This window comes from Martinezella dioscoreae (genome assembly GCF_009176305.1).
Lineage (GTDB): Bacteria > Pseudomonadota > Alphaproteobacteria > Rhizobiales > Rhizobiaceae > Rhizobium > Rhizobium dioscoreae.
The window spans coordinates 35,827-57,663 of record NZ_BLAJ01000002.1; the positions used below are offsets into that span (position 1 = coordinate 35,827).

At 58.8% G+C, this 21,837-nt stretch carries 15 protein-coding genes; 11 read left to right on the forward strand and 4 right to left on the reverse strand.

Annotated elements, in window-relative coordinates:
* Positions 1-71: 71 nt before the first annotated feature.
* From GDN47_RS06705 to fhuB, 5 genes are all read left to right on the forward strand, one after another.
* Positions 72-662, forward strand: coding sequence for a sigma-70 family RNA polymerase sigma factor (locus GDN47_RS06705; RefSeq protein ID WP_113333899.1), 591 nt, complete (start codon positions 72-74; stop codon positions 660-662).
* 59 nt (positions 663-721) lie between these two features.
* Entirely contained in the window at positions 722-1,195 is a 474-nt protein-coding gene (locus GDN47_RS06710) for a GNAT family N-acetyltransferase (protein ID WP_113333900.1), read from the forward strand.
* Between the two features lie 66 nt (positions 1,196-1,261).
* Entirely contained in the window at positions 1,262-2,074 is an 813-nt protein-coding gene (locus GDN47_RS06715; RefSeq protein ID WP_173002457.1) for an ATP-binding cassette domain-containing protein, read from the forward strand.
* A gap of 19 nt (positions 2,075-2,093) precedes the next feature.
* Entirely contained in the window at positions 2,094-2,969 is an 876-nt protein-coding gene (locus GDN47_RS06720; RefSeq protein ID WP_173002482.1) for an iron-siderophore ABC transporter substrate-binding protein, read from the forward strand.
* Positions 2,966-4,957, forward strand: coding sequence for a Fe(3+)-hydroxamate ABC transporter permease FhuB (fhuB, locus tag GDN47_RS06725; protein WP_173002458.1), 1,992 nt, complete (start codon positions 2,966-2,968; stop codon positions 4,955-4,957). The genes GDN47_RS06720 and fhuB overlap by 4 nt, the downstream gene beginning before the upstream one ends.
* A 98-nt stretch (positions 4,958-5,055) precedes the next feature.
* On the opposite strand, the gene GDN47_RS06730 is transcribed toward fhuB, so the two are convergent.
* Both GDN47_RS06730 and GDN47_RS06735 read right to left on the reverse strand, forming a co-directional pair.
* Positions 5,056-5,637, reverse strand: coding sequence for a dienelactone hydrolase family protein (locus tag GDN47_RS06730; protein WP_113352451.1), 582 nt, complete (start codon positions 5,635-5,637; stop codon positions 5,056-5,058).
* Positions 5,638-5,834: 197 nt separating this feature from the next.
* A complete protein-coding gene (locus GDN47_RS06735) occupies positions 5,835-8,024 on the reverse strand; it encodes a TonB-dependent siderophore receptor (RefSeq protein ID WP_152092874.1) in 2,190 nt (729 codons plus the stop codon).
* Between the two features lie 298 nt (positions 8,025-8,322).
* On the opposite strand from GDN47_RS06735, the gene GDN47_RS06740 reads away from it, so the two are divergent.
* From GDN47_RS06740 to GDN47_RS06765, 6 genes are all read left to right on the forward strand, one after another.
* Entirely contained in the window at positions 8,323-9,231 is a 909-nt protein-coding gene (locus GDN47_RS06740) for an alpha/beta hydrolase (protein WP_152092875.1), read from the forward strand.
* A gap of 276 nt (positions 9,232-9,507) precedes the next feature.
* Positions 9,508-10,464, forward strand: a complete 957-nt coding sequence (gene bcsN, locus GDN47_RS06745; RefSeq protein ID WP_233789789.1) for a cellulose biosynthesis protein BcsN — start codon at positions 9,508-9,510, stop codon at positions 10,462-10,464.
* A gap of 60 nt (positions 10,465-10,524) precedes the next feature.
* Positions 10,525-12,714, forward strand: coding sequence for a UDP-forming cellulose synthase catalytic subunit (gene bcsA / locus GDN47_RS06750; RefSeq protein WP_152092877.1), 2,190 nt, complete (start codon positions 10,525-10,527; stop codon positions 12,712-12,714).
* Entirely contained in the window at positions 12,714-15,224 is a 2,511-nt protein-coding gene (locus GDN47_RS06755; RefSeq protein ID WP_152092878.1) for a cellulose biosynthesis cyclic di-GMP-binding regulatory protein BcsB, read from the forward strand. The genes bcsA and GDN47_RS06755 overlap by 1 nt, the downstream gene beginning before the upstream one ends.
* The gene (locus GDN47_RS06760; protein WP_152092879.1) at positions 15,221-16,270 is read left to right on the forward strand and encodes a family 8 glycosyl hydrolase; all 1,050 of its coding nucleotides are present in this window, start codon (positions 15,221-15,223) and stop codon (positions 16,268-16,270) included. Before GDN47_RS06755 ends, GDN47_RS06760 begins: the two co-directional genes overlap by 4 nt.
* Positions 16,261-18,669, forward strand: coding sequence for a tetratricopeptide repeat protein (locus GDN47_RS06765; RefSeq protein ID WP_443096538.1), 2,409 nt, complete (start codon positions 16,261-16,263; stop codon positions 18,667-18,669). Before GDN47_RS06760 ends, GDN47_RS06765 begins: the two co-directional genes overlap by 10 nt.
* A 10-nt stretch (positions 18,670-18,679) precedes the next feature.
* Here GDN47_RS06765 and GDN47_RS06770 read toward each other — a convergent pair whose 3' ends face one another.
* Both GDN47_RS06770 and GDN47_RS06775 read right to left on the reverse strand, forming a co-directional pair.
* Complete coding sequence (locus GDN47_RS06770; RefSeq protein WP_152092880.1) at positions 18,680-20,557, reverse strand: glycosyltransferase family protein; 1,878 nt, start codon at positions 20,555-20,557, stop codon at positions 18,680-18,682.
* A 354-nt stretch (positions 20,558-20,911) separates the two neighbouring features.
* Positions 20,912-21,832: an SMP-30/gluconolactonase/LRE family protein gene (locus GDN47_RS06775; RefSeq protein WP_113390129.1), complete on the reverse strand. Its 921-nt coding sequence runs from the start codon at positions 21,830-21,832 to the stop codon at positions 20,912-20,914.
* Positions 21,833-21,837 lie beyond the last annotated feature (5 nt).

Genomic DNA, 21,837 nt, shown 5'->3' on the forward strand with positions numbered 1-21,837 from the left:
TGTTTTATAGGTTCCCTCTCAAAAAGAGGGGCACACAGAAATGCAACTTTGGATTTCAGCGAGAGCCCGACATGATTGCCAACCATTCGCAGTCGACTTCCAATGAGCAACTCCAAACAGCACTTCACGCCTATCCGAAGCTCCTCTCCGTCGCACGCAGGATCACCGGCTGCATGAGCTTGGCCGAGGATGTCGTGCAGGAAGTTCTCCTGCAACTGGTCTCCAAGCCGCTGAAGGAGGATATAGCGGCTCCCACGCCCTATGTGATGCGCATGGTGCGCAATCTGGCAACCGATCATATGCGGCGCCGGCAATATGAGCGCGGCCTGTTCGTCGAAGAGGAAGTCGGCGGCAATACCTCGGCCTATGGAAGTCCCGAGGAGCATCTTCACGAGGCCGAGGCCTACAAAGCCTTCCGCTGCACGGTCGAATCCATGCCCGCCAGAACCCGGAAGTTCTACGAAGAGCACTATTTCGACGATATCCCCCAGAACATCATTGCCAAGGAGGCGGGCGTATCGTGCGCCCTTGTTTGCGGCCTCCTGCGGGAAGCGCATTCGCGATGCCTCGCCGCCATTTCGCTCGAGGCCGACCATGCTTGCGCTGCCGGCGGCAGTCACAAACGAAACCGAACAACACGGGTGCGCGAGATGCGGGTCTAGTGGTGGTTCGCCACCATTGCCTGCGAACCACGCTCCACCGCCAGGAAAGGGAAGAACAGATGCAGGAAGCCATTGAGATAACCAAATCCAAAGGCGCCATCTGTCGTGACATCATGTCGGAATTGACCGACTGGTTTACCGACCCCGATGTCATCGAAGCCTGTGCGTGTGTCGTGGAGACCCTGCCGATGTTCGGCTGCGTCGAGGCGGATACCGTTGCCGGCTTCGTTGCGCTGCGCGCCCATCCGCCAGCCGCCATGGAGATTCTCGTGATAGCAACCAGGCGCCGACACCATCGCAGCGGCGTCGGCAAGCGATTGCTGGCCGCAGCCGAAACCTTCGCCCGCTCTTCCGATTGCAAGCTCCTGACGGTCAAGACGCTCGCGCCGCGCGGCAGGGACGAACCGCAATATGAAAAGACCCGCGCCTTCTACGATAGAAACGGCTTCATCCGCGCCGAGATATTCCCGACCCTCTGGCGTGAAAGCGATCCGTGCCTCTTCTTCGTCAAGCCATTGACCTCGATAAACTAAGCCGGCCACCCGCCGGCCATCGGAATTTCACGAAGCCAGCGCGCTTCAGCAGGAATGATAATGACCATGAACGACAAAACGATCACCGGATACGATCAGAATCACGCAACCCTCTTCACGACGGAGGGCCTGCGTTTCGAGGTCGACGGCAAGACCATTCTGCACCCGCTCGATATCAGCTTCAAGGCGGGCGAGATTTCCGGTCTGATCGGCCATAACGGCTCCGGCAAATCCACGCTGATCAAACTGCTGGCTCGACAGATTCAGCCGACCGGCGGGCGCATCCTGTTCGATGGCGTAGCCGCCAGCTCCTATGACATGCGCGCCTTTGCCCGCGCCGTCGCCTATCTGCCGCAGGATACCAGTTCGGCCGCTGGCATGACCGTCGAGGAGCTTGTCGCCTGCGGGCGTTATCCCTGGCACGGCGCGCTCGGGCGGTTCACCGATATCGACCGGGAAAAAGTCGAGACCGCGATGAAGCTCACGCACGTCGATACGCTGGCAGGCCGGATGGTGGATACGCTCTCCGGCGGCGAACGCCAGCGTGCCTGGATCGCGATGCTGGTTGCCCAGGACAGCCGCTGCCTGTTGCTCGACGAGCCGACATCGGCACTCGACATCGCCCACCAGATGGAAATCCTCGGGCTCGTGCGCGAGCTTTGCCGGACGAAGGATCTGAGCGTCATTCTCGTCCTGCACGATATCAATGTCGCGGCACATTTCTGCGATCATCTGCATGCGCTGAAGCAAGGGCGCCTCATTGCAGCAGGCCCGTCGCCGAGCCTCATGAAGGCCGAAACGCTCAATACGATCTACGGCACCAACATGGGCGTCACCGCCCATCCCGTGCATGGAACGCCGCTTGCCTATGTCATTTGAAAGCAGTTTCGAGAACCTGATGCTCTCCCGCCGCACGCTGCTTGCCGCTGCGGCACTTTTTGCCGTTCCGCAAGCGGATGTGGCTGCAGAAACCATGTCCGGCCCGATCGTTTCCCTCGATTACGGCCTGGCGTCGACACTGCTGGCGCTCGGCGTCACGCCCGCCGCCATCGCCTCGCTTGCCGATTGGGACACATGGGTCGTCGAACCGAAAATGCCTGGAGGTGTCATCGATCTCGGCACCACCAGCGAGATCAATTTCGAGGTCCTGGCAAGCGTCAAGCCGGCCCTGATCTTGACGACGCCCTATCTTGCGCCTTTGAAGCCGCAACTGGAGGTAATTTCGCCGGTCCTGGAACTGACGATCTATGCCGAAGGCGGCGAAGCTTTGCCACGCTCCATCGAGGCGACGCGTCAGTTGGCCGACGCCATCGGCCGGCGGCAACAGGCGGAAGAATTCCTTGCCCGGTCGGAACAATTCTTCGACGACTGCGCAAACCGCGTCAAAAAGCTCAACCCTCCACCATTGGCGCTCATCAATTTTGTCGACCCGCGCCATGCCCGCATCTATTGCGGCGCTGGCCTCTACCAGAACGTCATGACCAGGATCGGGCTCAAAAACGCCTGGATCAGGCCGGGCGATTACTGGGGCTTCGAGACGATCGGGCTGGAGCAATTGGCGACGCTCGATCAAAGCCTGCGCCTCATCGCATTCGAACCATTGCTGCCGCCGAACGTCCTCGACAATCTGCAGGATAGTCCGCTGTGGACCAGCCTTCCTTTCGTTAGAGACGGGCGCGTCTCCGTGCTGCCGGGCACATTGATGTTCGGCATGGTGCAGGAAGCGGAGCGCTTCGCGCGCATATTGCTTGACCATTTGGAAACAGTCGCATGATCCGCACCGAAGCAAATAACGTCCTCGGTGCTCCAACCGTGGCGCTGACGCTGTTCGTGCTCGCCAGCCTGCTTGCCTGGCATCAACTGGCGCCTGACCTTTCACGCTTGTTCGAGCAGGAAGCAGGTTACGATCCGCAGCGCTTGCTGCTCGTCTATTCAACCCTGCCGAGGATCGTTACCGCATTGCTGGCCGGCGCCGCACTTTCGCTCTCTGGAAGCCTGCTGCAGCAAGCACTGCGCAATCCGCTCGCCTCGCCATCCACACTTGGTATTTCCGCAGGCGCCAATCTTGCGCTCGTCGCCGTCATGCTCGCCTTTCCGGCCCTTCAGGGCCTCAGCCGCGACGCCGTTGCCCTGTTCGGCAGCGCCGCCGCTGCGGCAGTCGTTTTCCTGATCGGTGCAAGGCGGGGCTTCTCGCCCTTGGCACTCGTGCTTGCCGGCCTGATCGTCGGCGTCTGGAGCGGAGCGCTTGCCGCCATTCTCGTCCTAATGAACGATCGCTATCTCTCCGGCCTCTTCATCTGGGGGGCTGGATCGCTGGCGCAGCAAAGCTGGACCATTCCGCTTTCCCTTCTTCCGAAAATCCTCATCCTGTCTTCCGCGGCCTTGCTCATGGCGCGGCCTTTGGGACTCATGGAGTTAGGCGATAACGGCGCGAGCGGACTTGGTCTGTCGGTCAAGCGCACGCGCATTGCTGCCGTTTGCATCGCGCTTGCGCTTGCCGCGATCGTCACCAGCGCGGTCGGCGTCATCGGCTTCATCGGTCTCATCGCGCCACGCATCGCTCAGCTTGCCGGCGCCCGACAGATGAAAAGCCAGCTCGTCTGGTCGCCCCTCATCGGCGCAGGATTGCTGCTGCTGACCGATGAGGCCGTGATGCTGCTTTCTGGGGCCTCTTCGACCTTCCTGCCGACGGGTGCCATCACCGCTTTGCTGGGCGCGCCATTGCTGCTCCTGATGCTGCCGCGCCTGAAGGCCGTGCAACGCAGCACGCCGTCTCCCTCTCGGAATGCGAACAGCGCCTTACATACGCCGCGCGTACTCTTGCTTGCATCAGTTCCGGCACTCGTGCTTCTGCTGGCCGGCGCGGTCTTCTTCGGGCGCGCACCGGATGGAACATGGACGCTGCTTGCCTATCCCCATTGGCCCGACGTGCTGCCTTATCGCCTTCCACGCGTCGCCGGTGCCTTTGCTGCGGGCGCGATGCTTGGCGTCGTCGGCGCCATCCTGCAACGGCTCAGCGGCAACGAAATGGCAAGTCCGGAGGTTCTAGGCATTTCGGCAGGCGCTACCCTTGGCGTCACCGTCGCACTTTTCCTTCTGCCCGCTCCCGGCATGGCCGCCCAACTAAGCTTCGGTGGTATTGGTGCCTTCGCCGTCCTCATCGCCATCTTCCTGTTCGGCATCCGGTCCGGCTTCGCGCCGGAACGGGTACTTCTGACCGGCATTGCGCTCGGAGCCATGCTGGATGCCTTCATCAGCGTGCTGGCCGCGAGCGGCGATCCGCGTGCAATGATCGTGATGCAATGGATGAGCGGATCAGCCTATCTCGTTGATACAACGAAGGCAATCTCTGCAACGACAGCAGCAACGACAGGCCTTGCGCTTGCCTTTCTGACCCGTCGCTGGCTCGATCTGCTGCCGCTTGGGACCCAGGCGGCCCAGGCAATCGGCGTTCGCGTCAACTTTGCCCGGGCCTGCCTCTTTGCTCTTGCCGCAGCCATGACCGCAGCCGCCACCCTCGTTGTCGGCCCCTTAAGCTTCATCGGCCTCATGGGGCCGCATCTGGCACGCGAGCTCGGCCTGCGTCGCGCCGCACCCCAGCTTACTGGCGCGGCACTCGCCGGCGGCGGCCTCATGGTGCTCGCGGACTGGTTCGGCCGAATGATCGCCTTTCCCTACCAGATGCCCGCCGGCCTGGTTTCCGCCCTCGTCGGCGCTCCGCTGCTGCTGATATTGCTGATGAAGCGGCGCAGAGCGGCATAGTCTGACGTAGCAGACGCTCCCCGAGCGCGCATATATGCAAACGGGATGCCTGCTAGCCGAAGACGGGCAGTGTGCGTGTGTTGCTACACTGGCTTCGATCAGACACGATCCAGGAACTCAAGCACTCGGCTCGTCAGTAGTGCGGTTGCATCCGCATCATACGACGGGAGGGAACTGTCGGCGAAATAGTGCTGATTGCCGGGATAAAGAAAAAGCTTCGCGTCCTCGGCCCTTGCCACGATCTCACGGGCGGCATCGATATCACCTTCGCTTACGAAGATTGGGTCGTTTTCCATCCCATGAATCTGGACCGGGACGCCATGCGGCCAAGGTCCGAAGGCCCATTCGCCACTGATCGGCAGGCAGGAATGGAAGAAGAGAGCTCCTCGGGCTCCGGGCCGTGTCTGGGCCAGATTCTGGGCAGGTAGCACACCGAACGAGAACCCGGCGTAGACAAGTGCAGCAGGCAGCTCGTCGGCGACGCGGGCACCGCGCTCCCGCATATGGTCGAATCCAATCCCCTCGATATAAGCGAGCCCGTCTTCGATGCTCTGGAAAGTGCGCCCGTCGAATAGGTCAGGCGTGTGCACGATGTGACCGGCGCCCCGCAACACATCAGCGAACGCGCACACACCCGGGGTCAATCCTTGTGCGTGGTGGAACAAAAGGACCTCCGCCATACGGAACCTCCCCCTGGAATGGTCGGGCACATTTTCTGCCAGGCTACAGCCTCATCGCCGCATCGCCAAGAATGCGGATATCTTGCGCGATAGGCTCAGGCGGGAAGGTAGCCTTGCTTACAATAAGGTCGAGTTCGGCCGACGAGGAGACTTCAGGGCGGAGCGGGCGCCGCACAGAATACGGCGCCCCGATTAATTTACCAGCGATACTTCAATGAAGCCGTGACGTTGCGGCCCTGTCCGAGGTAGCAATAGCCCTCGTTGCAGACCGTCAGGCGGCGGTTGGCAATGTTGCGGACGTCAATAGAAGCGATGAGGCCCTTGTATTTCTGGTCGATCGCGCCGAAGTCGTAAGAAAGCGCAGCGTCGAGATAGAAGCTCGCGTCGTTCTTGGCGGTATTGGCCGTGCTGGTGTAGGTCTCGCCAGTATAGCGAATGCCGGCGCCGACGGTCAGACCCTTGGCAGCCGAATCCTCCTGGAAGGTATAATTCGACCATAGGCTGACGATGTTCTTTGGCGTCACCGCAGGCGCGTTGCCTTGATCGTCGCCCCGCGTAATTTCGGAATGGTTGTAAGAGTAGGCGGCAATCACGTCCCAGCCATCGGTGACATTAGCCCTGGCTTCCAGCTCAATCCCCTTGTTGGTGACCTCACCCAGCGACTCATAGACGAGCGTCAGCGGGTCGACCAGGACCGGCTTGTTCTTCTCGACGAGGTGATAGGCAACGGCTGAGAGCAGGATGTCGGTGCCCGGCGGCTGATATTTCACGCCAAGCTCATACTGCTCGCCTTTAGCCGGATCGAGGATGCTGCCGGATGCAGACCGCTCCGTGACCGGATTGAAGGAGGTCGAATAGCTGGTGAAAGGCGCAATGCCATTGTCGAAAAGATAGACTGCACCGAGCTGGTAGGAAAACGCATTCTTGTTGAGGCTGTCGTTCGTGGTCGTATCGGTGGAGACAATGGTGGTGTCAGTCGACTGCTTCACCCAGGTCTGACGGCCGCCAAGCGTGAAGCGCCACTTGTCGAGTTCGATCTGATCCATGGCATAGGCGCCGAACTGCTGCAGGCGGCCATCAACCCGGCTGACATTATAGGCGGGCGTCGGACCCGATACTCCGTAGGTCGGGTTGTCGATATCGAAGTCATAAGCGGTGCTGGTCGTTGCATCCATCCCATAGGCGAATGAATCGCTCATACGGGTATAGTCGAGACCGAACAGCATGGTATGGGCTGCCGGGCCGGTATCAAATTTGGATTCTAGCTGGTTGTCGACCTGGAAGACATTCATCCTGTCGCCGATCGCAGTCGCACCGCGCTGGGCGACGTCTCCGACCCAGCTGTAGGTGCTAAGATAGCGTGCTTTCAGATCAAGATGCGAAAAGCGAAGGTTCTGACGGAAGGTGAAGCCGCCGTCGAACTCGTGTTCGAACTGATAGCCGACCTGCTGCTGCTTGGTCCTCTGATAATCGTAATCCGGGTCGCTGTCGCGATAATCGAGAACATTGCCATCGGGGCCGATCATTGCGCCGGGATTTGCGTCCGTCTCGGTGGATTGCGCCGAGCCATAGATGGTGATTTTCGTCGTGTCGTCCGGCTTCCAGGTGAAGGACGGCTGGATCAGATAACGATCGTCGGCGATATCGAAATTGGTGTCGCCCTTTCGCGCAAGGCCAACGATGCGATACAGCATGCTGTCATCGTCTTGATTGACCCGGCCGCCGAAATCGAACATCGTCTGGGCACGGTCCGATGTCCCGTAGAGAACACCGACCTCCCTGATCGTCTCGTCTGTCGGCAGCTTCGATATCTTGTTGACGATGCCGCCCGGAGAACCGGCACCGTAAAGAACGGAAACAGGCCCCTTGATGATCTCGACGCGATCGAGTGCATAGGGATCAGTCCGGAACATGGCGTAGTTCATATAGGGCTGACGCAACCCATCGCGATAGTCGCCGTCGGTGGTGATATCATTACCGCGAACATAGATCTGGTCGAAGCGCGGATCGAAGCCATAGGAGCCGGTCTGGACGCCGGCAGAATAACGCACAGCCTCGACGATGTCCTGCGCGCCGCGCTCTTCCATTTCCTTCTTCGTGATGACCGAGACGGAGCGAGGGGTTTCGACCAGGGGCGTATTGATCTTAGTGGCGCCCCTACTCTTCTTTGCCGCTACGGTCGTATTATCGCTTGCGTCGCCCGACTGTCCGCTGACGACGATCGGCGCGAGTTGGGTGGCACCTCCATCATTCGCATTGACCGCAGCGTCCTGCGCAAAGGCATTTCCACTGAAAGCAAATAGTGTTGCAAGTGCGGTGGCGCTGCTTGCAAGCTGGAATCTCTTACGTGCCAAATTACTGATATAATTATGGGATTTCTGCCTCATAAGCCCTTTGCGCCTGCCCGTTTCTGAAAAAGATGGCGCAAATTAGTTCGCAGGCACCGCCGGCGTCAAGAATACATGAGTACAAGAGTCATATTTTTTATTGGTTTCCACCCTCATGTTGCAGAATGGCTCCGGCGGCCGAATACCGGATTGCGGAAGACACCTGAAAATTACGCTTAGCGAAGCATTTGGCCCGCTTGCCAGATCGCACCACTCATAATATGAGAAATTTCATCATCTTTCAAACATCGGCGCCTGTTGCTCCTGCGCCTTACATGATCGGTCAGCCGGAGAGGCCATGTCCCATACCTCGTCACATAATGCCGCTGCCATTCTGGCGCCGGTCACCCTTCCCGGCTGCACATTCATTGACCTGAAGTTCGACAATGCCGATCATCCGCACAGGATCTTTTTTTATCGCCCGGACAAGCCGGCACCGCGGGAGGGTTGGCCGATCCTATACCTGACCGACGGGAACGCCTGTTTTGCGACCGCTGTCGACGCAGTCAAAGTACAGGCGAGCTATCCGAACGGAACCAATGTCGCGGAAGGTGTCATCGTTGCCATCGGCTATCCCACGGACGAGCCATATGACCCGTTGCGCCGCTCCTGGGATTTGAGCCCACCGCCCGGACGCGTCTATCCGCCATTCTTCCCCGATACGCCGGATGTGAAGACCGGCGGCGGCGAACGTTTTCTGGCGCTCATCGAGGATGAGCTTAAGCCTTGGATAGAGCAGCAGGTCCCGGTCGACCGTTCACGCCAGACACTTTTCGGCCATTCGTTCGGCGGCCTGTTCACGCTCTACGCGCTGTTTTGTAAACCCGATGCCTTCAGTCGCTGGATTTCTGCAAGCCCGGCGATCTACTGGGAAGATGCCGCTATTCTTTCGATGGAGAGAGAATTCCTCGACAGGCACAAAGAGCCGCTCGATATGGAACTGCATCTTTCCGCCGGTCAGTATGAAGGCGAGACCTTGGCGCCCTTCCATAAAGGCACCGCCGAGGAGCAAAAACGACAAGAACGGGCAAGAGAAACACGCACGATAGAACTCGCCCGCGACATGGCTGAGAGATGGGCCAAACTGGCGTCATCCACAGAAACGATTACCTTTGAGGAATATGCGGGAGAGAACCATATGTCGGTCCTCCCGGTCGCGCTGAACCGAGCCGTCCAGATCGCATTTCAAAGAAAGAAATCGACCTGAAATTCATAGGCTTGCGGCCTAAAGTTGCAGCTTAATCTCCGACTCTGCATCGCTCTTCGTGCATTCGGCGCGAGAGGGCGCATTCGGCGTGCATTTCAGGCCTCTTGCGGTACACCAATCGGCTAAAATTAACCCTTGGTTAACCATAATCACCTTTATTTGCTATAGTGAATACAAGCACTTGATTCCAAAGACCGTCGCGCAATTTGCCGATGAATGTGATCACACAGGATTGCCGCGATCTAAGAGATGCATTTTTCAAAGACGATAGCGTTGATGATACTGGCCTGCATCGGCGCTGGTTGCACCACAACCGGCCAGGTTCGTCAGTCGATCGGCGTGGAAACGGTCTCGAGTGACAAGGCACTGGCATTTCCGCCGCCAGGCGGACCGGCGATCATAAACGTGGTCGAGCGCAGGCATGGCAAGGATGTCGAGCAGACGATCGCGCTTTCCACCTCATCTTCCGTCTCAGGCCAGAATTTCCTGAAGGTTCAGTTTCTTGGGCTGACAGGCTCCAATCCGGGACTCGGAAGCCGGCCTTACAATACGATCAGCGACGGCGCGATTGCACGTGAGATGGCGGCTGCCGTGCCCGGCGTTCGGCTCGCCCGCTCAGCAACCTTCGTTCAAAACAACTATGGCCCCTTCGGTTACGCCTCCGGCCAGAGCCGCGCCGGCGATACCTGTCTTTATGCCTGGCAGCAGGTGAAGGCCGGCTTTGCGCCGCCCCAGGAGCAACACAATTTCGGCATGGTACAGGTGCGCATCCGGCTCTGCGACGCCCATGCGAGCGAAGGCCAGCTGTTGAGCACGGTCTATGGTTATACGATCGCAGGCCATTTTGCCGGCGCCGCACTCAACCCTTTCGGCGCGCCCCGCGGCGCGGATGCCGTTCTGGGCAAGCCCGGCGAACCGGTCTATCCCGATGCCACCCCTTATCGCACGGCACCTATCAGCATCGGCTACCAGAACCGCCCCGCCGCACCGCGTCCTACGATCGTGCGCCGACCGATCATGATGAAGCCCCAGCCGCAGGCGGCGCCGGCTCTGCCGCCGATGATCGGCCCGCGCGTACCGCTGCCGGATGGGCAGAACGATCAACCGCAGACGAATGGCGCGAATGGTGCAAGTTCGATGGCGGCGCCGCCACCTGCAAATACTGCAAGCAATATCGTCGTGCCTTTACCGGACTGTAACGGGGCAACTGGCATATCTCAGGGGTGCCGCTAGCAGGCGGCGCTGCTTGGGGGCGCCAGGATGGCGTCTGGCAATACCTTTGAAGGGACACCGATGCAGACTGCACGCAGCATCTTGATATGGGCCGTGATAGCACTATGCGGAATCGTGCTGATCACGTTGCCGGTCAACCTTCAAACGCAGCTGATTGCCAGCACCGTGGTTGTCACCCTGATGGCGATCATCAAGATCCTCAAGCGTCAGGGAACATGGCGGCTCGTGGCGCTCGCTTTCGGCACGGCCATCGTTCTGCGCTATGTCTATTGGCGTACGTCCTATACGATACCGCCCGTAAACCAGCTGGAAAACTTCATTCCCGGGCTGCTGCTCTATCTCGCCGAAATGTACAACGTGGCGATGCTGATGCTCAGCCTCTTCATCGTTGCTACTCCGCTGCCGCCACGAACCAAGCGCGCTTCCGAAACCAAGAATTTCCCGAGCGTCGATGTTTTCGTTCCGTCCTATAATGAAGATACCAATCTTCTGGCCAACACGCTCGCCTCCGCCAAGGCGATGGATTATCCGGCCGACAAGCTCAAAGTGTGGCTGCTCGACGATGGCGGCACATTGCAGAAGCGCAATTCGACCAAAATCCTGGAATCGCAGGCCGCAATCGCGCGCCATGACGAGCTCAAGCGGCTCTGCGCCGATCTGGATGTCGAATATCTGACGCGCGACCGCAACGAACATGCCAAAGCCGGCAACCTCAACAACGGGCTGAAGCATTCGAACGGCGACCTGATCGCCGTTTTCGATGCCGACCATGCTCCTGCGCGTGATTTCCTGCGCGAAACCGTCGGCTACTTCGAGGACGACCCGAAGCTTTTTCTCGTTCAGACCCCTCATTTCTTCATCAATCCGGACCCGCTGGAGCGCAATCTGCGCACCTTCGACAGCATGCCGAGCGAGAACGAGATGTTCTACGGCATCATCCAGCGCGGCCTCGATAAATGGAATGCCGCCTTCTTCTGCGGTTCGGCCGCCGTGCTCAGCCGCAAGGCGCTGCAATCGCAAAATGGCTTTAGCGGCATCAGCATCACGGAAGACTGCGAAACCGCGCTTGCTCTTCATGGCGCCGGCTGGAATAGCATCTATGTCGACAAACCGCTGATTGCCGGCCTGCAGCCGGCGACCTTCGCAAGCTTCATCGGTCAGCGTAGCCGCTGGGCGCAAGGCATGATGCAGATCCTGCGTTTCCGCTTCCCGCTCTTGAAGCGCGGCCTGACGCTGCCGCAACGGCTCTGCTACATGTCGTCGACGCTGTTCTGGCTGTTTCCGTTTCCGCGCGTCATCTTCCTGTTTGCGCCACTCTTCTATCTCTTCTTCGATCTCGAGATCTTCACGGCATCGGGCAGCGAGTTCCTCGCCTATACCCTTGCCTATATGCTCGTGAACCTGATGATGCAGAACTATCTCTACGGGTCGTTCCGGTGGCCGTGGATTTCCGAACTCTATGAATATGTACAGACGGTGCACCTGTTGCCGGCCGTCGTCTCGGTCATGCTCAATCCCCGCAAGCCGACTTTCAAGGTCACGGCCAAGGACGAATCGATCGCCGTCAGCCGGCTTTCGGAAATCAGCCGCCCGTTCTTCGTTATTTTCGCCGTTCAGATCATCGCACTGGCGGTCACAATCTACCGCGTCTATGCGGAGCCCTATAAGGCCGACGTTACGCTTGTCGTCGGCGGCTGGAACATCATCAACCTCGTCCTTTCCGGCTGCGCTCTCGGCGTCGTCTCCGAACGTGGCGAGCGTGCATCTTCGCGGCGCGTCAGAGTCGACCGCCGCAGCGAGTTCGGGATCGACGGCCGCTGGAATTCCGCTTCCATCGAGGACGTCTCCGTCCATGGCGCCAGGTTGAACGTCTTCAACAAGGATCTGGAACCGGTCGCGGTCGGCTCGGAAGCCATCATCCGCTTCCAGCCCTATAGTGGCGCCGACATGGTGACCCTGTCGGTCGTCGTTCGTAATATCGAGCAGATGGGCGATATTACCGCCATCGGCTGCCAATATATTCCGAGGGGTGCTGCCGACCATCGCCTGATTGCCGACCTCGTCTTTGCCAATTCCGATCAATGGACGAAGTTCCAGCAGGCGCGGCGGCGCAATCCGGGCATCATCCGCGGAACCTTCTGGTTTCTGAGCATGTCGCTCTATCAGACCAGCCGGGGTCTGATCTACCTGTTCAGGGGTGTTGGCTCGGATCGCACACAGCAGCGGCAGGATGCGAAGGCCAGAAGCTGATGAACCGCGCCCTCCCCGCTCTCTTGCTTATCCTTGGCGCCGTTACGGCGCAGGCCCAGACGATGCCTTTCGACATGTCCGGCGAGCGGCCGAAAGGCGAAGCGCCGACAGTGCCTCAGATCATAACTCCGCAAACTGCCGTGCCGCAGACAGAGCCACCGAAGGCAGCGGTGCCTCCGGTCACGGTTCCTCAGACCGTAGCACCGCAGACCGTAGCTCCTCAAGCTGTTACGCCCCTGGTCATGACGCCGCCGACCGTTACTCCACAGACGGCAACGCCGCAGGTCACAACCCCTGTCACTCCCGCCCAGACGACACCGCAAGTGGCGCCAAAGGCGAAACAGGCAACCGCCAGCACCGACCCGTCGGCATTCCGCCGCTATGTCGTTCCCTACGCAAAGCTGCGATTGGAGGGTGAAGCCGACCGCAAATCCTGGTCGATCTATCTGACGCCGGAGCAGGCGGCGGCGCCCGCGAAACTTACCTTTGCCTACCAGAACGCGGTGGTCGTCGCCCCGGAGGCATCGCAGCTTACGGTCCTCGTGAATGACCGTGCCGTCCATCAGCAGCAGATCGGCTCCTCGGACAACGAGTCGGATATCAGCTTCGATATCCCGCGCGGGCTGCTGCAGCCCGGCGCCAATCTGTTGACCTTCGAGGCGACGCAGCGCCACCGCGTCGACTGCGACATTCCGTCGACGTACGAGCTCTGGTCCGATATCGATCCCGCAAGAACTTATCTCAGCTTCGCCAGTCGCGAAGCGGAGAAACTCACCACCACCGACGCCATCCGCGCGATCGGTGTCGACGGTACCGGCAAGACACAGTTCAATCTGGTCGTGCCGGCATTGGCTCAACCGGGAACGACCAAGCCGATCCTGCGTCTGGCACAGGGACTGGCGCTTTTGAGCGGAATGCCGAACGAAGCCTTTTCGTTCGGCACGGATGCCCTACCTCCAGCAGGCCCCGGCAAGATGACCGTCGTCGTCGGCACGCCGGCGGAGCTGCAGCCCGTCTTTGCCGTTCCAGCCGCGGCCCAAAATGGGGCCTTGGCGACCTTTGCGACGGACCCACGCAGCGGTCAGCAGCTTCTCCTTATCAGCGGCCCGTCCTGGCAGGCGATCGCATCCGCGATCGACATGGTTGTTTCGCCGACTGACCGCGACCCCAATACCCGCCGCGATCTGCTGTTAACGCAACGATGGTCCGCACCTGATGCGCCGCTGATCTATTCCGGCACCAGTCTTTCCTTCGAGCAGTTGGGCGTCAGGACGACAGAATTCTCCGGCCGGCGTTTCCATACCAGCTTCAACGTGGCGATCCCGTCCGATTTCTATGCGAATGCCTATGGCGAGGCCACCATCCTGCTGGATGCAGCCTATGCGAAGGATGTGCGACCTGGCAGCCATATCGATGTTTATGTCAATGGCAGCATCGCCACGACTAAGCCGATCACGGCAACCGGGGGCGGCATTTTCCGGCAATTGCCCATCCGTATCACCATGCGCCATTTCAAGCCGGGTCTGAACACGATCACGCTAGAAGCCATGTTGCTGGCAGAAGAGGATACCGCCTGCGCGCCCGCAGCGACCTCAAGCACGACGCCCCGCTTCGCGTTGTTCGATACCAGCCAGTTCACCGTCCCGGATTTTGCAAGGATCGCTCAGCGGCCGAACCTTGCAGCCCTTGCCGGCACTGGCTATCCCTACAACCGCCAAACCGAGCCAACCGCGCTTTTCATCGACCGCGCAGACACCGACACGCTGTCTGCGACCGCGACGCTCCTCGGCCAGATGGCGCTTGTCGCCGGCCATCCCATCGCGCTCGAACCGACCGCCTCGCCGAGTACGGTCGGGAGCCGCAATGCGCTGTTCATCGGTTCCGTCTCGCAGCTGCCGTCGACGATCCTCACACAAATGAATATCTCCGCCTCGAGCCAGGTGGCCTGGCGCCCGCCTGCCCCGGGCCAAGGCAGCATACCTGAAGCGTCCGTGACGATCGCCGATTGGCGCTCCCGCATCAGCGGCGGGTTGCTGCAGGGGCAGATGCAGAGCTTCCAGCAATGGATGCACCGCAATTTCGATATCACCTTGAGCTCGCTTCGCTTCATCCCCAGTTCAGAGCAGGTGTTCACCCCATCGAATGCCAACAGCTTCCTGATCGCTCAGGAGGCCAATCCAACCAATGACGCGACCTGGACCGTTGTCACCGCGCCCAGTGCCGGAGACCTGCGAGCGGGTGCCGAGGCGATGAGTGCGCAGCATACCTGGTCGCAGATCAGCGGCCGCATCACCGTCTATTCCGGCAAGACGGGAAAGATCGATACCGTGCCGGTCAGCCGGTTCACCTTTGTCGTCTCCCAACCCTGGTCGCTGACGAATTATCGGCTGATCGCCGCAAATTGGCTTTCCAGCAACATATTGTCCTACGCCTTCCTGTTCGTGGTGGGTTCCTTCCTGCTCGGGGTGAGCACGGCAAGCGTTCTTTCCAAGATCGGCAGGCGCGAATGAAACTCCGGCACCTTGTTCTTGCCATCTGCAGCGCGGCCATGATGACAGCAGCGCAACCGGCTGCCGCCCAGCGGCTGGCAATCGATCCGCAGGCCTGGACTGCCTACAAAGCGAAATTTCTCGATGTGAACGGACGCATCATCGACAACGGCAATGGCGGCATCAGCCACAGCGAGGGCCAAGGCTACGGCATGCTGCTTGCCTATCTCGCCAACAATCCCGCCGATTTCGAACAGATCTGGTATTTTACCCGCACGGAGCTACTGCTGCGCGACGACGGCCTTGCCGTCTGGAAATGGGATCCGACTGCTGTTCCACATGTGGCGGACACGAACAACGCTTCGGATGGCGATCTGCTGATTGCCTACGCACTGGCCCTGGCGGGTTCGGCCTGGAACAACAGGGATTATCTGCAGGCGGCTGCGAGCATGGCCAAGTCCATCCTGTCCCATGTCGTCATCAGTTCCGCAGGGCGGACACTGCTCATTCCCGGCGTAGAGGGCTATCGGCCGCCCGGGCGCAAGGATGGACCCGTCATCAATCCATCCTATTGGGTCTTCGAGGCAATTCCCGTCATGGCACTGCTGGTGCCTTCCGATCGCTGGCAGAAGCTCAGCGATGATGGCCTTGCCCTGCTGCGCGCCCTGCAATTTGGTCCGCGCAAGCTTCCCGCCGATTGGGTTAGCGTGAAGGCGAAGCCGGAACCGGCAGACGGCTTCGAGGCGGAATTCGGTTATAATGGCGTCAGGATCCCGCTTTACCTGGCGCGCGCAGGCATCGGCGACAAGGCGCTGCTTTCGCGTCTGCAGCAGGGCATGACCGTCGAGGAGGACGAACCTGCAACGATCGATCTGACGACCGGCAAGCCGAAGGACCTGCTTCCAGATCCGGGTTATAGAATTGTTAACGATGTTGTGGCGTGTGTGGTGAGCGGAGCGAAACTGCCTGCTTCGGTTCGGCAGTTCACCCCATCGCTTTACTATCCGGCCACCTTGCAGCTGTTGAGCCTGGCTTTCGTCACGGAGAGACATCCGGAGTGTTTATAAAGTCCACCTTGATCATGGCTTTCCTGGCCGTCGCCGTGGCGGGATTTACGCTCGCGACGAAGGATCACGATTCGCCGGAAGACAAGATCAAGCTGGCAAAGTCGGCACGCCTTGAGCCGCAGACGATGCTTACTGCCGACAACAGCTCGGCCGGCAGCTCCGGACAACCCGCCGACTTGCAGGTACTTGCCGACCATATACAGGCGGCTGCGCCGTCGGCTGTTCTCCCCGACAATGCCTCGTCGGCAAATACGACCGCTGCCGATTCGATCGCCCAGGCCGCCCCACAGCAGGCGCAGCCGCAATCAAAGCAATCGCCTCAGCAAACCAACCCTGCACAAGCTGCGGATAATCAGCCGAAGGTCGACGAAAGCGCGTTGCGCTATTTTGCAAGCCGTGGCGACAAGGCGCGGCTCCAGGCAGAAATATCCCGATTGCAGACGCTCTACCCGAACTGGACGCCGCCTGCCGATCCGCTGGCCATTCCGCAAAACAGCGACAAGCAGCTCGAGGCCATGTGGCAGTTCTATTCAGAGGGCCGATATGCCGAGGTGCGCAAGGCCATTGCCGACCGCCAGACAACCGAATCCGGATGGCAACCGCCCGCCGATCTGCTGGAGCGTCTGGATATCGCGGAGGCACGCACGCGGCTCGTCAACGCCTCCGATCTGAAGCAATATCAGACTGTAATCGACATCGGCGCCAGGACGCCGAGCCTGCTGACCTGCAGCGATATAGACGTTCTCTGGCGCGTCGCCGAAGCCTTCATCCGCACCGATCGTGCAGCCCGCGGCCAGGACGCCTACAAATATATTCTGAAGACCTGCACCAATCCGCAGGAAAGACTTGCGACCATCCAGAAGGCGGCGGCCCTGCTGCCCTATCAGCCGATGCAGGATCTCCTGTCTCTGGAAAAACCAGACGGCAATGGCGGGCGCGAATTCGATAGCATAAGGACCGATCTGGCTCGCCGCTTCGTTGCCCAGGGCAATGACGATCCCAAACTGACTGTATCGCAAGACTATCTGTCTCAAGTGGAGCGTGTCGCGCACAGTCAGGGCCTTGCATCCGATGATGCGCTTCTCGGCTGGTATTATTTGCGCCGCGGCAATTATCCCGACGCCGAGCAATGGTTCAAAGCCGCGCATGAGAAGGAAGATTCGGCCACAATCTCGCAGGGGCTGGCTCTGGTGCTGATTGCCGACCGCAAACCGCAGGAAGCCGAAGACGCCATGTATAAATGGCGCAATGAATCCAAGGACGCGATGGCGACCTACCTTGCGGCAACCGCCAATCTGATGGCGCTCCAACCGCCGGCCAGCCTTAGCGAAGATGTTCTCGGCCGTATCGCCGCGGAGGTCGTGAAGCAGAAATATGTCCCGACGGCTCAGCAGTTCGGGTGGTTTGCTCGCTCGATGAACCAGCCGCAGGCTGCTGCTCGCTGGTTCGAGACGGCTTTGCGCTGGAAACCCGACGATGAGCCTTCCGCCTACGGCCTTGCGATTACGCGCAACCAGTTGAACGATCGTGTGGGCGTCGCTGAAGTCCAGAGACTGTGGGCCGGTCGCTCCCAACGTATCGCCGTACTCGGCGAGCCGGCGCCGCGCACGCCGACGTCAGAACCGCTGCCGTCTCCCAATCAGACACTGCAGCCTGCCCCACAAACCTTGCCCCAGACAACGATGCAGCAAGGCGAACCGCAGAACCTGCAACCGATGGCCTCTCAGGTCGCGCCCCAGCCTCCTGTAACGCAGCCCTACGTCAACGCTGAGCCCCCGGTGCAACGAGTAGCCCCTCTGCGCCGTGCGCCGTCTCCGAATTATGCCGAACCGGAGACGCGTGCCCGGGTGGCGACCCGCTCGACACGGCACGCGGCGGGATGCAATACCACCGTCAATGCGCGGCTGCTGACGCCTGCCAGTGCTCTTTCTCGCGGCTGGTGCCTGATGAACCTCAATCGGCCAATGGAAGCGGTAGAAGCCTTTGATGTTGCCTTGAGCAACACGGATCCGAAATCGCGCGAAGAAGCAGCCTACGGACAGAGCCTTGCCTATCTGCGGGCCGGCCTTGCCAATAATGCCGCCGTCGCTGCGACCAAGGCGCCGATGAACCACCAGCGCGCTGCCGAATTGCAGGTCGCCATACTGGCCGACCGCGCACTCTCGGCCTTCGAGGGCAAGCGCTATCACGAGACATTGCTCTATCTCGACCAGCGCGCGCAGTTGCAGCAGGAGCGCGTCGATCTGATGGTGCTGCGCGGATACTGCTACCTCAATCTGAAAATGTACGACGACGCCGAACGCATCTTCACCGCCGTCGCCGCAACCGGCAGCCGCGACGGCAGCCGTGGCTTGCGCGACCTCCAGCTTACGCTACATCCGCCGCGGGGAGAGTATTGAGGTCGTCGCCTCAACTGTGGCCACTGGAGGATTGGTCGCCAACAACTTCAGCAAATACTTCGTAAAAATGATCGTTGCCCGCATCGTTATAGTATGATGCAAAATCTTTGCTGCTCAACGAAGCTGCGAGAGGATTCTTTATCGCAAGATGCAGATCGTTAACGGAAATCGGCTTGCATAATTCATAGTGAAGCCTGTTTCCGGTATCGTACTGGATGCAACGGCGACCCAACACAGCACCGTCAAGCAACAAGGTCGAAAGAGAAGACACAACTGTTGCAATTCCGCCCAACAGCCTCGACACCGATAAATCGAGACAGCCCAGTAGGATGTCGTCCAGTACAAGTGTATTATCTGCTCTCAATTCAGCATATTCAGAATGCCGTTCAGACGGATGGGGTTTTACGATGAATAACTTTTCCGGATTACTTTGAATCATCCGGCGTATGCCCGCTAAAATATGCGACCTCTCATCCTGATGTTGAGGCCATTTCAAATTAATTCCTAGAAGAACGTGTTCGCTGTAGTTCGATATATTGATACCCAACCGCCATCGGAGGACATCCGAGTTCGTTTGCAGCAACGAGTCATGAAATTTCGGCGAGCCTGCCGCTTTAAAGCGACCATTGTTCAACGAGCTATAAGATCTGGAAATCCCGGCTGCAGAATGCTTACCGCTGCTAAACCGCTCATGTTCCGCGCCCCATGCTAAAATAGTGTCGGAGGCAAAATTGATTTCGCGATCTTGCATGGGTTCAATCCATATCCCATGCTGTAACAACACCGTTTTGACGCCCCACAACTTTGCAGCTTCGATAACCTGCGCGTTTAATGCATGACTGACTGCCGCCGTTGATTCGGAGCCGGAAACAAGGGTGCGGACGGACAGTCCTCGCCAATCGATCTCGGCAACTGTCCGATAGATTATTATCGGAATCCCATTGCGCTCGAAGTGGCCCACGATCATTGACATTTCGTCGGATTGAAGCCCGTCGCGCCGAATTAGCGCGGAGCACTGCCCCCTTGGAATAATGTCTAACAGAGGACGAAGAGTCAGAAAGTCCTGAAAATGACTGATATTGAAAGCAATAGCTTGTAAACGTCGCTCATGAAAAGCAAGTCGTTTTTCCTTTCTATAGGCAATATCGAGCACTGCGTCTATTTTTATCAGGCGGCTTTCTTTGTCGGTTGGTCGCTTTGCTTTCCGCAATAGAAGATAGGTCGGCTCTCCATCAAGCCGATCCTTGAAAATATCAGCCTGGGCCCAATGAGAGACAAGTCCCAGCAGCGGATCATTGCTAATGGGCGGCAGAATTCTGCGACCTTCGGAACAAAAATGCGGATCGGCAATCTCAAACCCCGAAAGCTCGAACAAATACTTCCACGTTGATAGAGGCAAAACTGTCGAGTGATACTTATTTCCGCGGCTGCTTGGTCGTGTGGACACGGATACGACAGCCAGGTTTCCTATTATCGTGTGCAGGTTCCAGAGAGCGTTACTGACATCCTCGATGTCAATATGCTCTAAAACGTCGAGACATGTAGTAATATACTCTGCTGAACCAACCCGATCGCCTATTTGATTATATAGTGTGGCTGCGGCGCCTGCATCTTCAAGCGAGAGATCAAAATGAAAAGCATCTTTATCTACGGGGTCAAAATCGCATGAGAAGACCGTCATCCCCGCTGATACGGCCGACTGCTTAAGCTTTCCACTTCCAGAACCAACATCGACCAATGAATCAATATTATTGGCCTTGCAGAGATTGAAAAAAACGCGTTCAAAATCACTGCCATTGTAGCTGGCACTCCCGGACGACTTTCCAAAGTACTCAGGCGAGTAAAGTTTGGCATAGTCCGTTTTAGAAGCCCACATACTTTTATCCATCTACCTGGCCGAAAATCAGCCCATCATTAATTATTTTAATAGAACCGTTCAAGCTTCAGAATATGCACAGGCAAACAGGTGAGCGGAACCTTAAGCTGCGCGATCTATTCCGAAGTTTATTTATTTCTGCAAGACGCGCCACCAGTATCCAATAGTAGCAACCGCTTTCTCCCAAGCCAGGCATCTAAAGCCGCCTGCACTACATGGTCAAGAACCGTTGATTGTGCACTGAGGGAGCCGGTTCCTTGGACATCTTTGCCTGCCCTCAATCCATTGTGCAGCATCAAATAGTGACAATAGTCCTCCGCCCTGCGCAAGGCCTCGACGTAACACAAGGCACCAGGAGTTAGAGTTTCAAGGCATCTGCGCCCCAGTTGCAGTAGTAAAGACCCGATAAAGCGACCGCGTTGCCGCAACAAAAAGCTGGTTCCGCTTCGGACCACCAAATGTAAGATTAGCGACCGTCTGTGGTATCTTGATCTTGCCAATCAAAGTCCCATCAGCTGCAAAACAATGAACGCCGTCGCCAGCGCTGGTCCAGATATTGCCGTCGATGTCGGCTCGGAAGCCGTCCGGAATGCCGGTGTCGATGTTGCAGAAGACTTGGCCGTTTGCGAGTTTCTTACCGTCCACGACGTCGAAGACGCGAATGTGGCGGGGGGCGCTGATGTCATGGCTTGCGGCGGAATCAGCGACATAAAGCTTCGTCTCGTCCGGCGAGAAAGCCAAGCCATTCGGCTGGCGGAAATCATCCGCCACGACATCTAACTCCCCTGTCGACGGATCGAGGCGGTAGACATTGCGGGTCGGCTGCTCCGGCTCCGCCTTATAACCCTCGTAATTCGAGAGAATGCCGTAGGTCGGGTCGGTAAACCAGACCGTTCCGTCTGAGCGGACGATCACGTCGTTAGGCGAGTTCAAGCGCTTGCCCTTATAGCTGTCGGCAAGCACGGTAATCGAGCCGTCGATCTCCGTGCGCGTCACACGGCGGCCGCCATGTTCGCAGGATATCAACCGCCCTTGGCGATCGCGCGTATTGCCGTTGGCGAAATTCGAGGGCGAGCGAAAGATCGAGACATTGCCGCCCGGCACCCAACGCAGCATGCGCTCGTTGGGAATGTCGCTCCAGATCAGGCATCCGGCATCAGCAAACCAGACCGGCCCCTCCGCCCAGCGGCAATCGGAATAAAGCTCCTCCAGGCCGGCGCTCGGGACAATCAGATGGCGGAAGCGCGTGTCGTAGATTTCGTAAATGGAAGGAGCGTCGTTGGACATCACAG

Coding starts and splice junctions, on each gene's coding strand:
- GDN47_RS06715 (WP_173002457.1), top strand. CDS start 1,262: ATGAACGACAAAACGATCACCGGATACGATCAGAATCACGCAACCCTC.
- GDN47_RS06720 (WP_173002482.1), top strand. CDS start 2,094: ATGCTCTCCCGCCGCACGCTGCTTGCCGCTGCGGCACTTTTTGCCGTT.
- GDN47_RS06760 (WP_152092879.1), top strand. CDS start 15,221: ATGAAACTCCGGCACCTTGTTCTTGCCATCTGCAGCGCGGCCATGATG.
- GDN47_RS06755 (WP_152092878.1), top strand. CDS start 12,714: ATGAACCGCGCCCTCCCCGCTCTCTTGCTTATCCTTGGCGCCGTTACG.
- GDN47_RS06775 (WP_113390129.1), bottom strand. CDS start 21,832: ATGTCCAACGACGCTCCTTCCATTTACGAAATCTACGACACGCGCTTC.
- bcsN (WP_233789789.1), top strand. CDS start 9,508: ATGATACTGGCCTGCATCGGCGCTGGTTGCACCACAACCGGCCAGGTT.
- GDN47_RS06770 (WP_152092880.1), bottom strand. CDS start 20,557: ATGGATAAAAGTATGTGGGCTTCTAAAACGGACTATGCCAAACTTTAC.
- GDN47_RS06735 (WP_152092874.1), bottom strand. CDS start 8,024: ATGAGGCAGAAATCCCATAATTATATCAGTAATTTGGCACGTAAGAGA.
- fhuB (WP_173002458.1), top strand. CDS start 2,966: ATGATCCGCACCGAAGCAAATAACGTCCTCGGTGCTCCAACCGTGGCG.
- GDN47_RS06705 (WP_113333899.1), top strand. CDS start 72: ATGATTGCCAACCATTCGCAGTCGACTTCCAATGAGCAACTCCAAACA.
- bcsA (WP_152092877.1), top strand. CDS start 10,525: ATGCAGACTGCACGCAGCATCTTGATATGGGCCGTGATAGCACTATGC.
- GDN47_RS06710 (WP_113333900.1), top strand. CDS start 722: ATGCAGGAAGCCATTGAGATAACCAAATCCAAAGGCGCCATCTGTCGT.
- GDN47_RS06730 (WP_113352451.1), bottom strand. CDS start 5,637: ATGGCGGAGGTCCTTTTGTTCCACCACGCACAAGGATTGACCCCGGGT.
- GDN47_RS06740 (WP_152092875.1), top strand. CDS start 8,323: ATGTCCCATACCTCGTCACATAATGCCGCTGCCATTCTGGCGCCGGTC.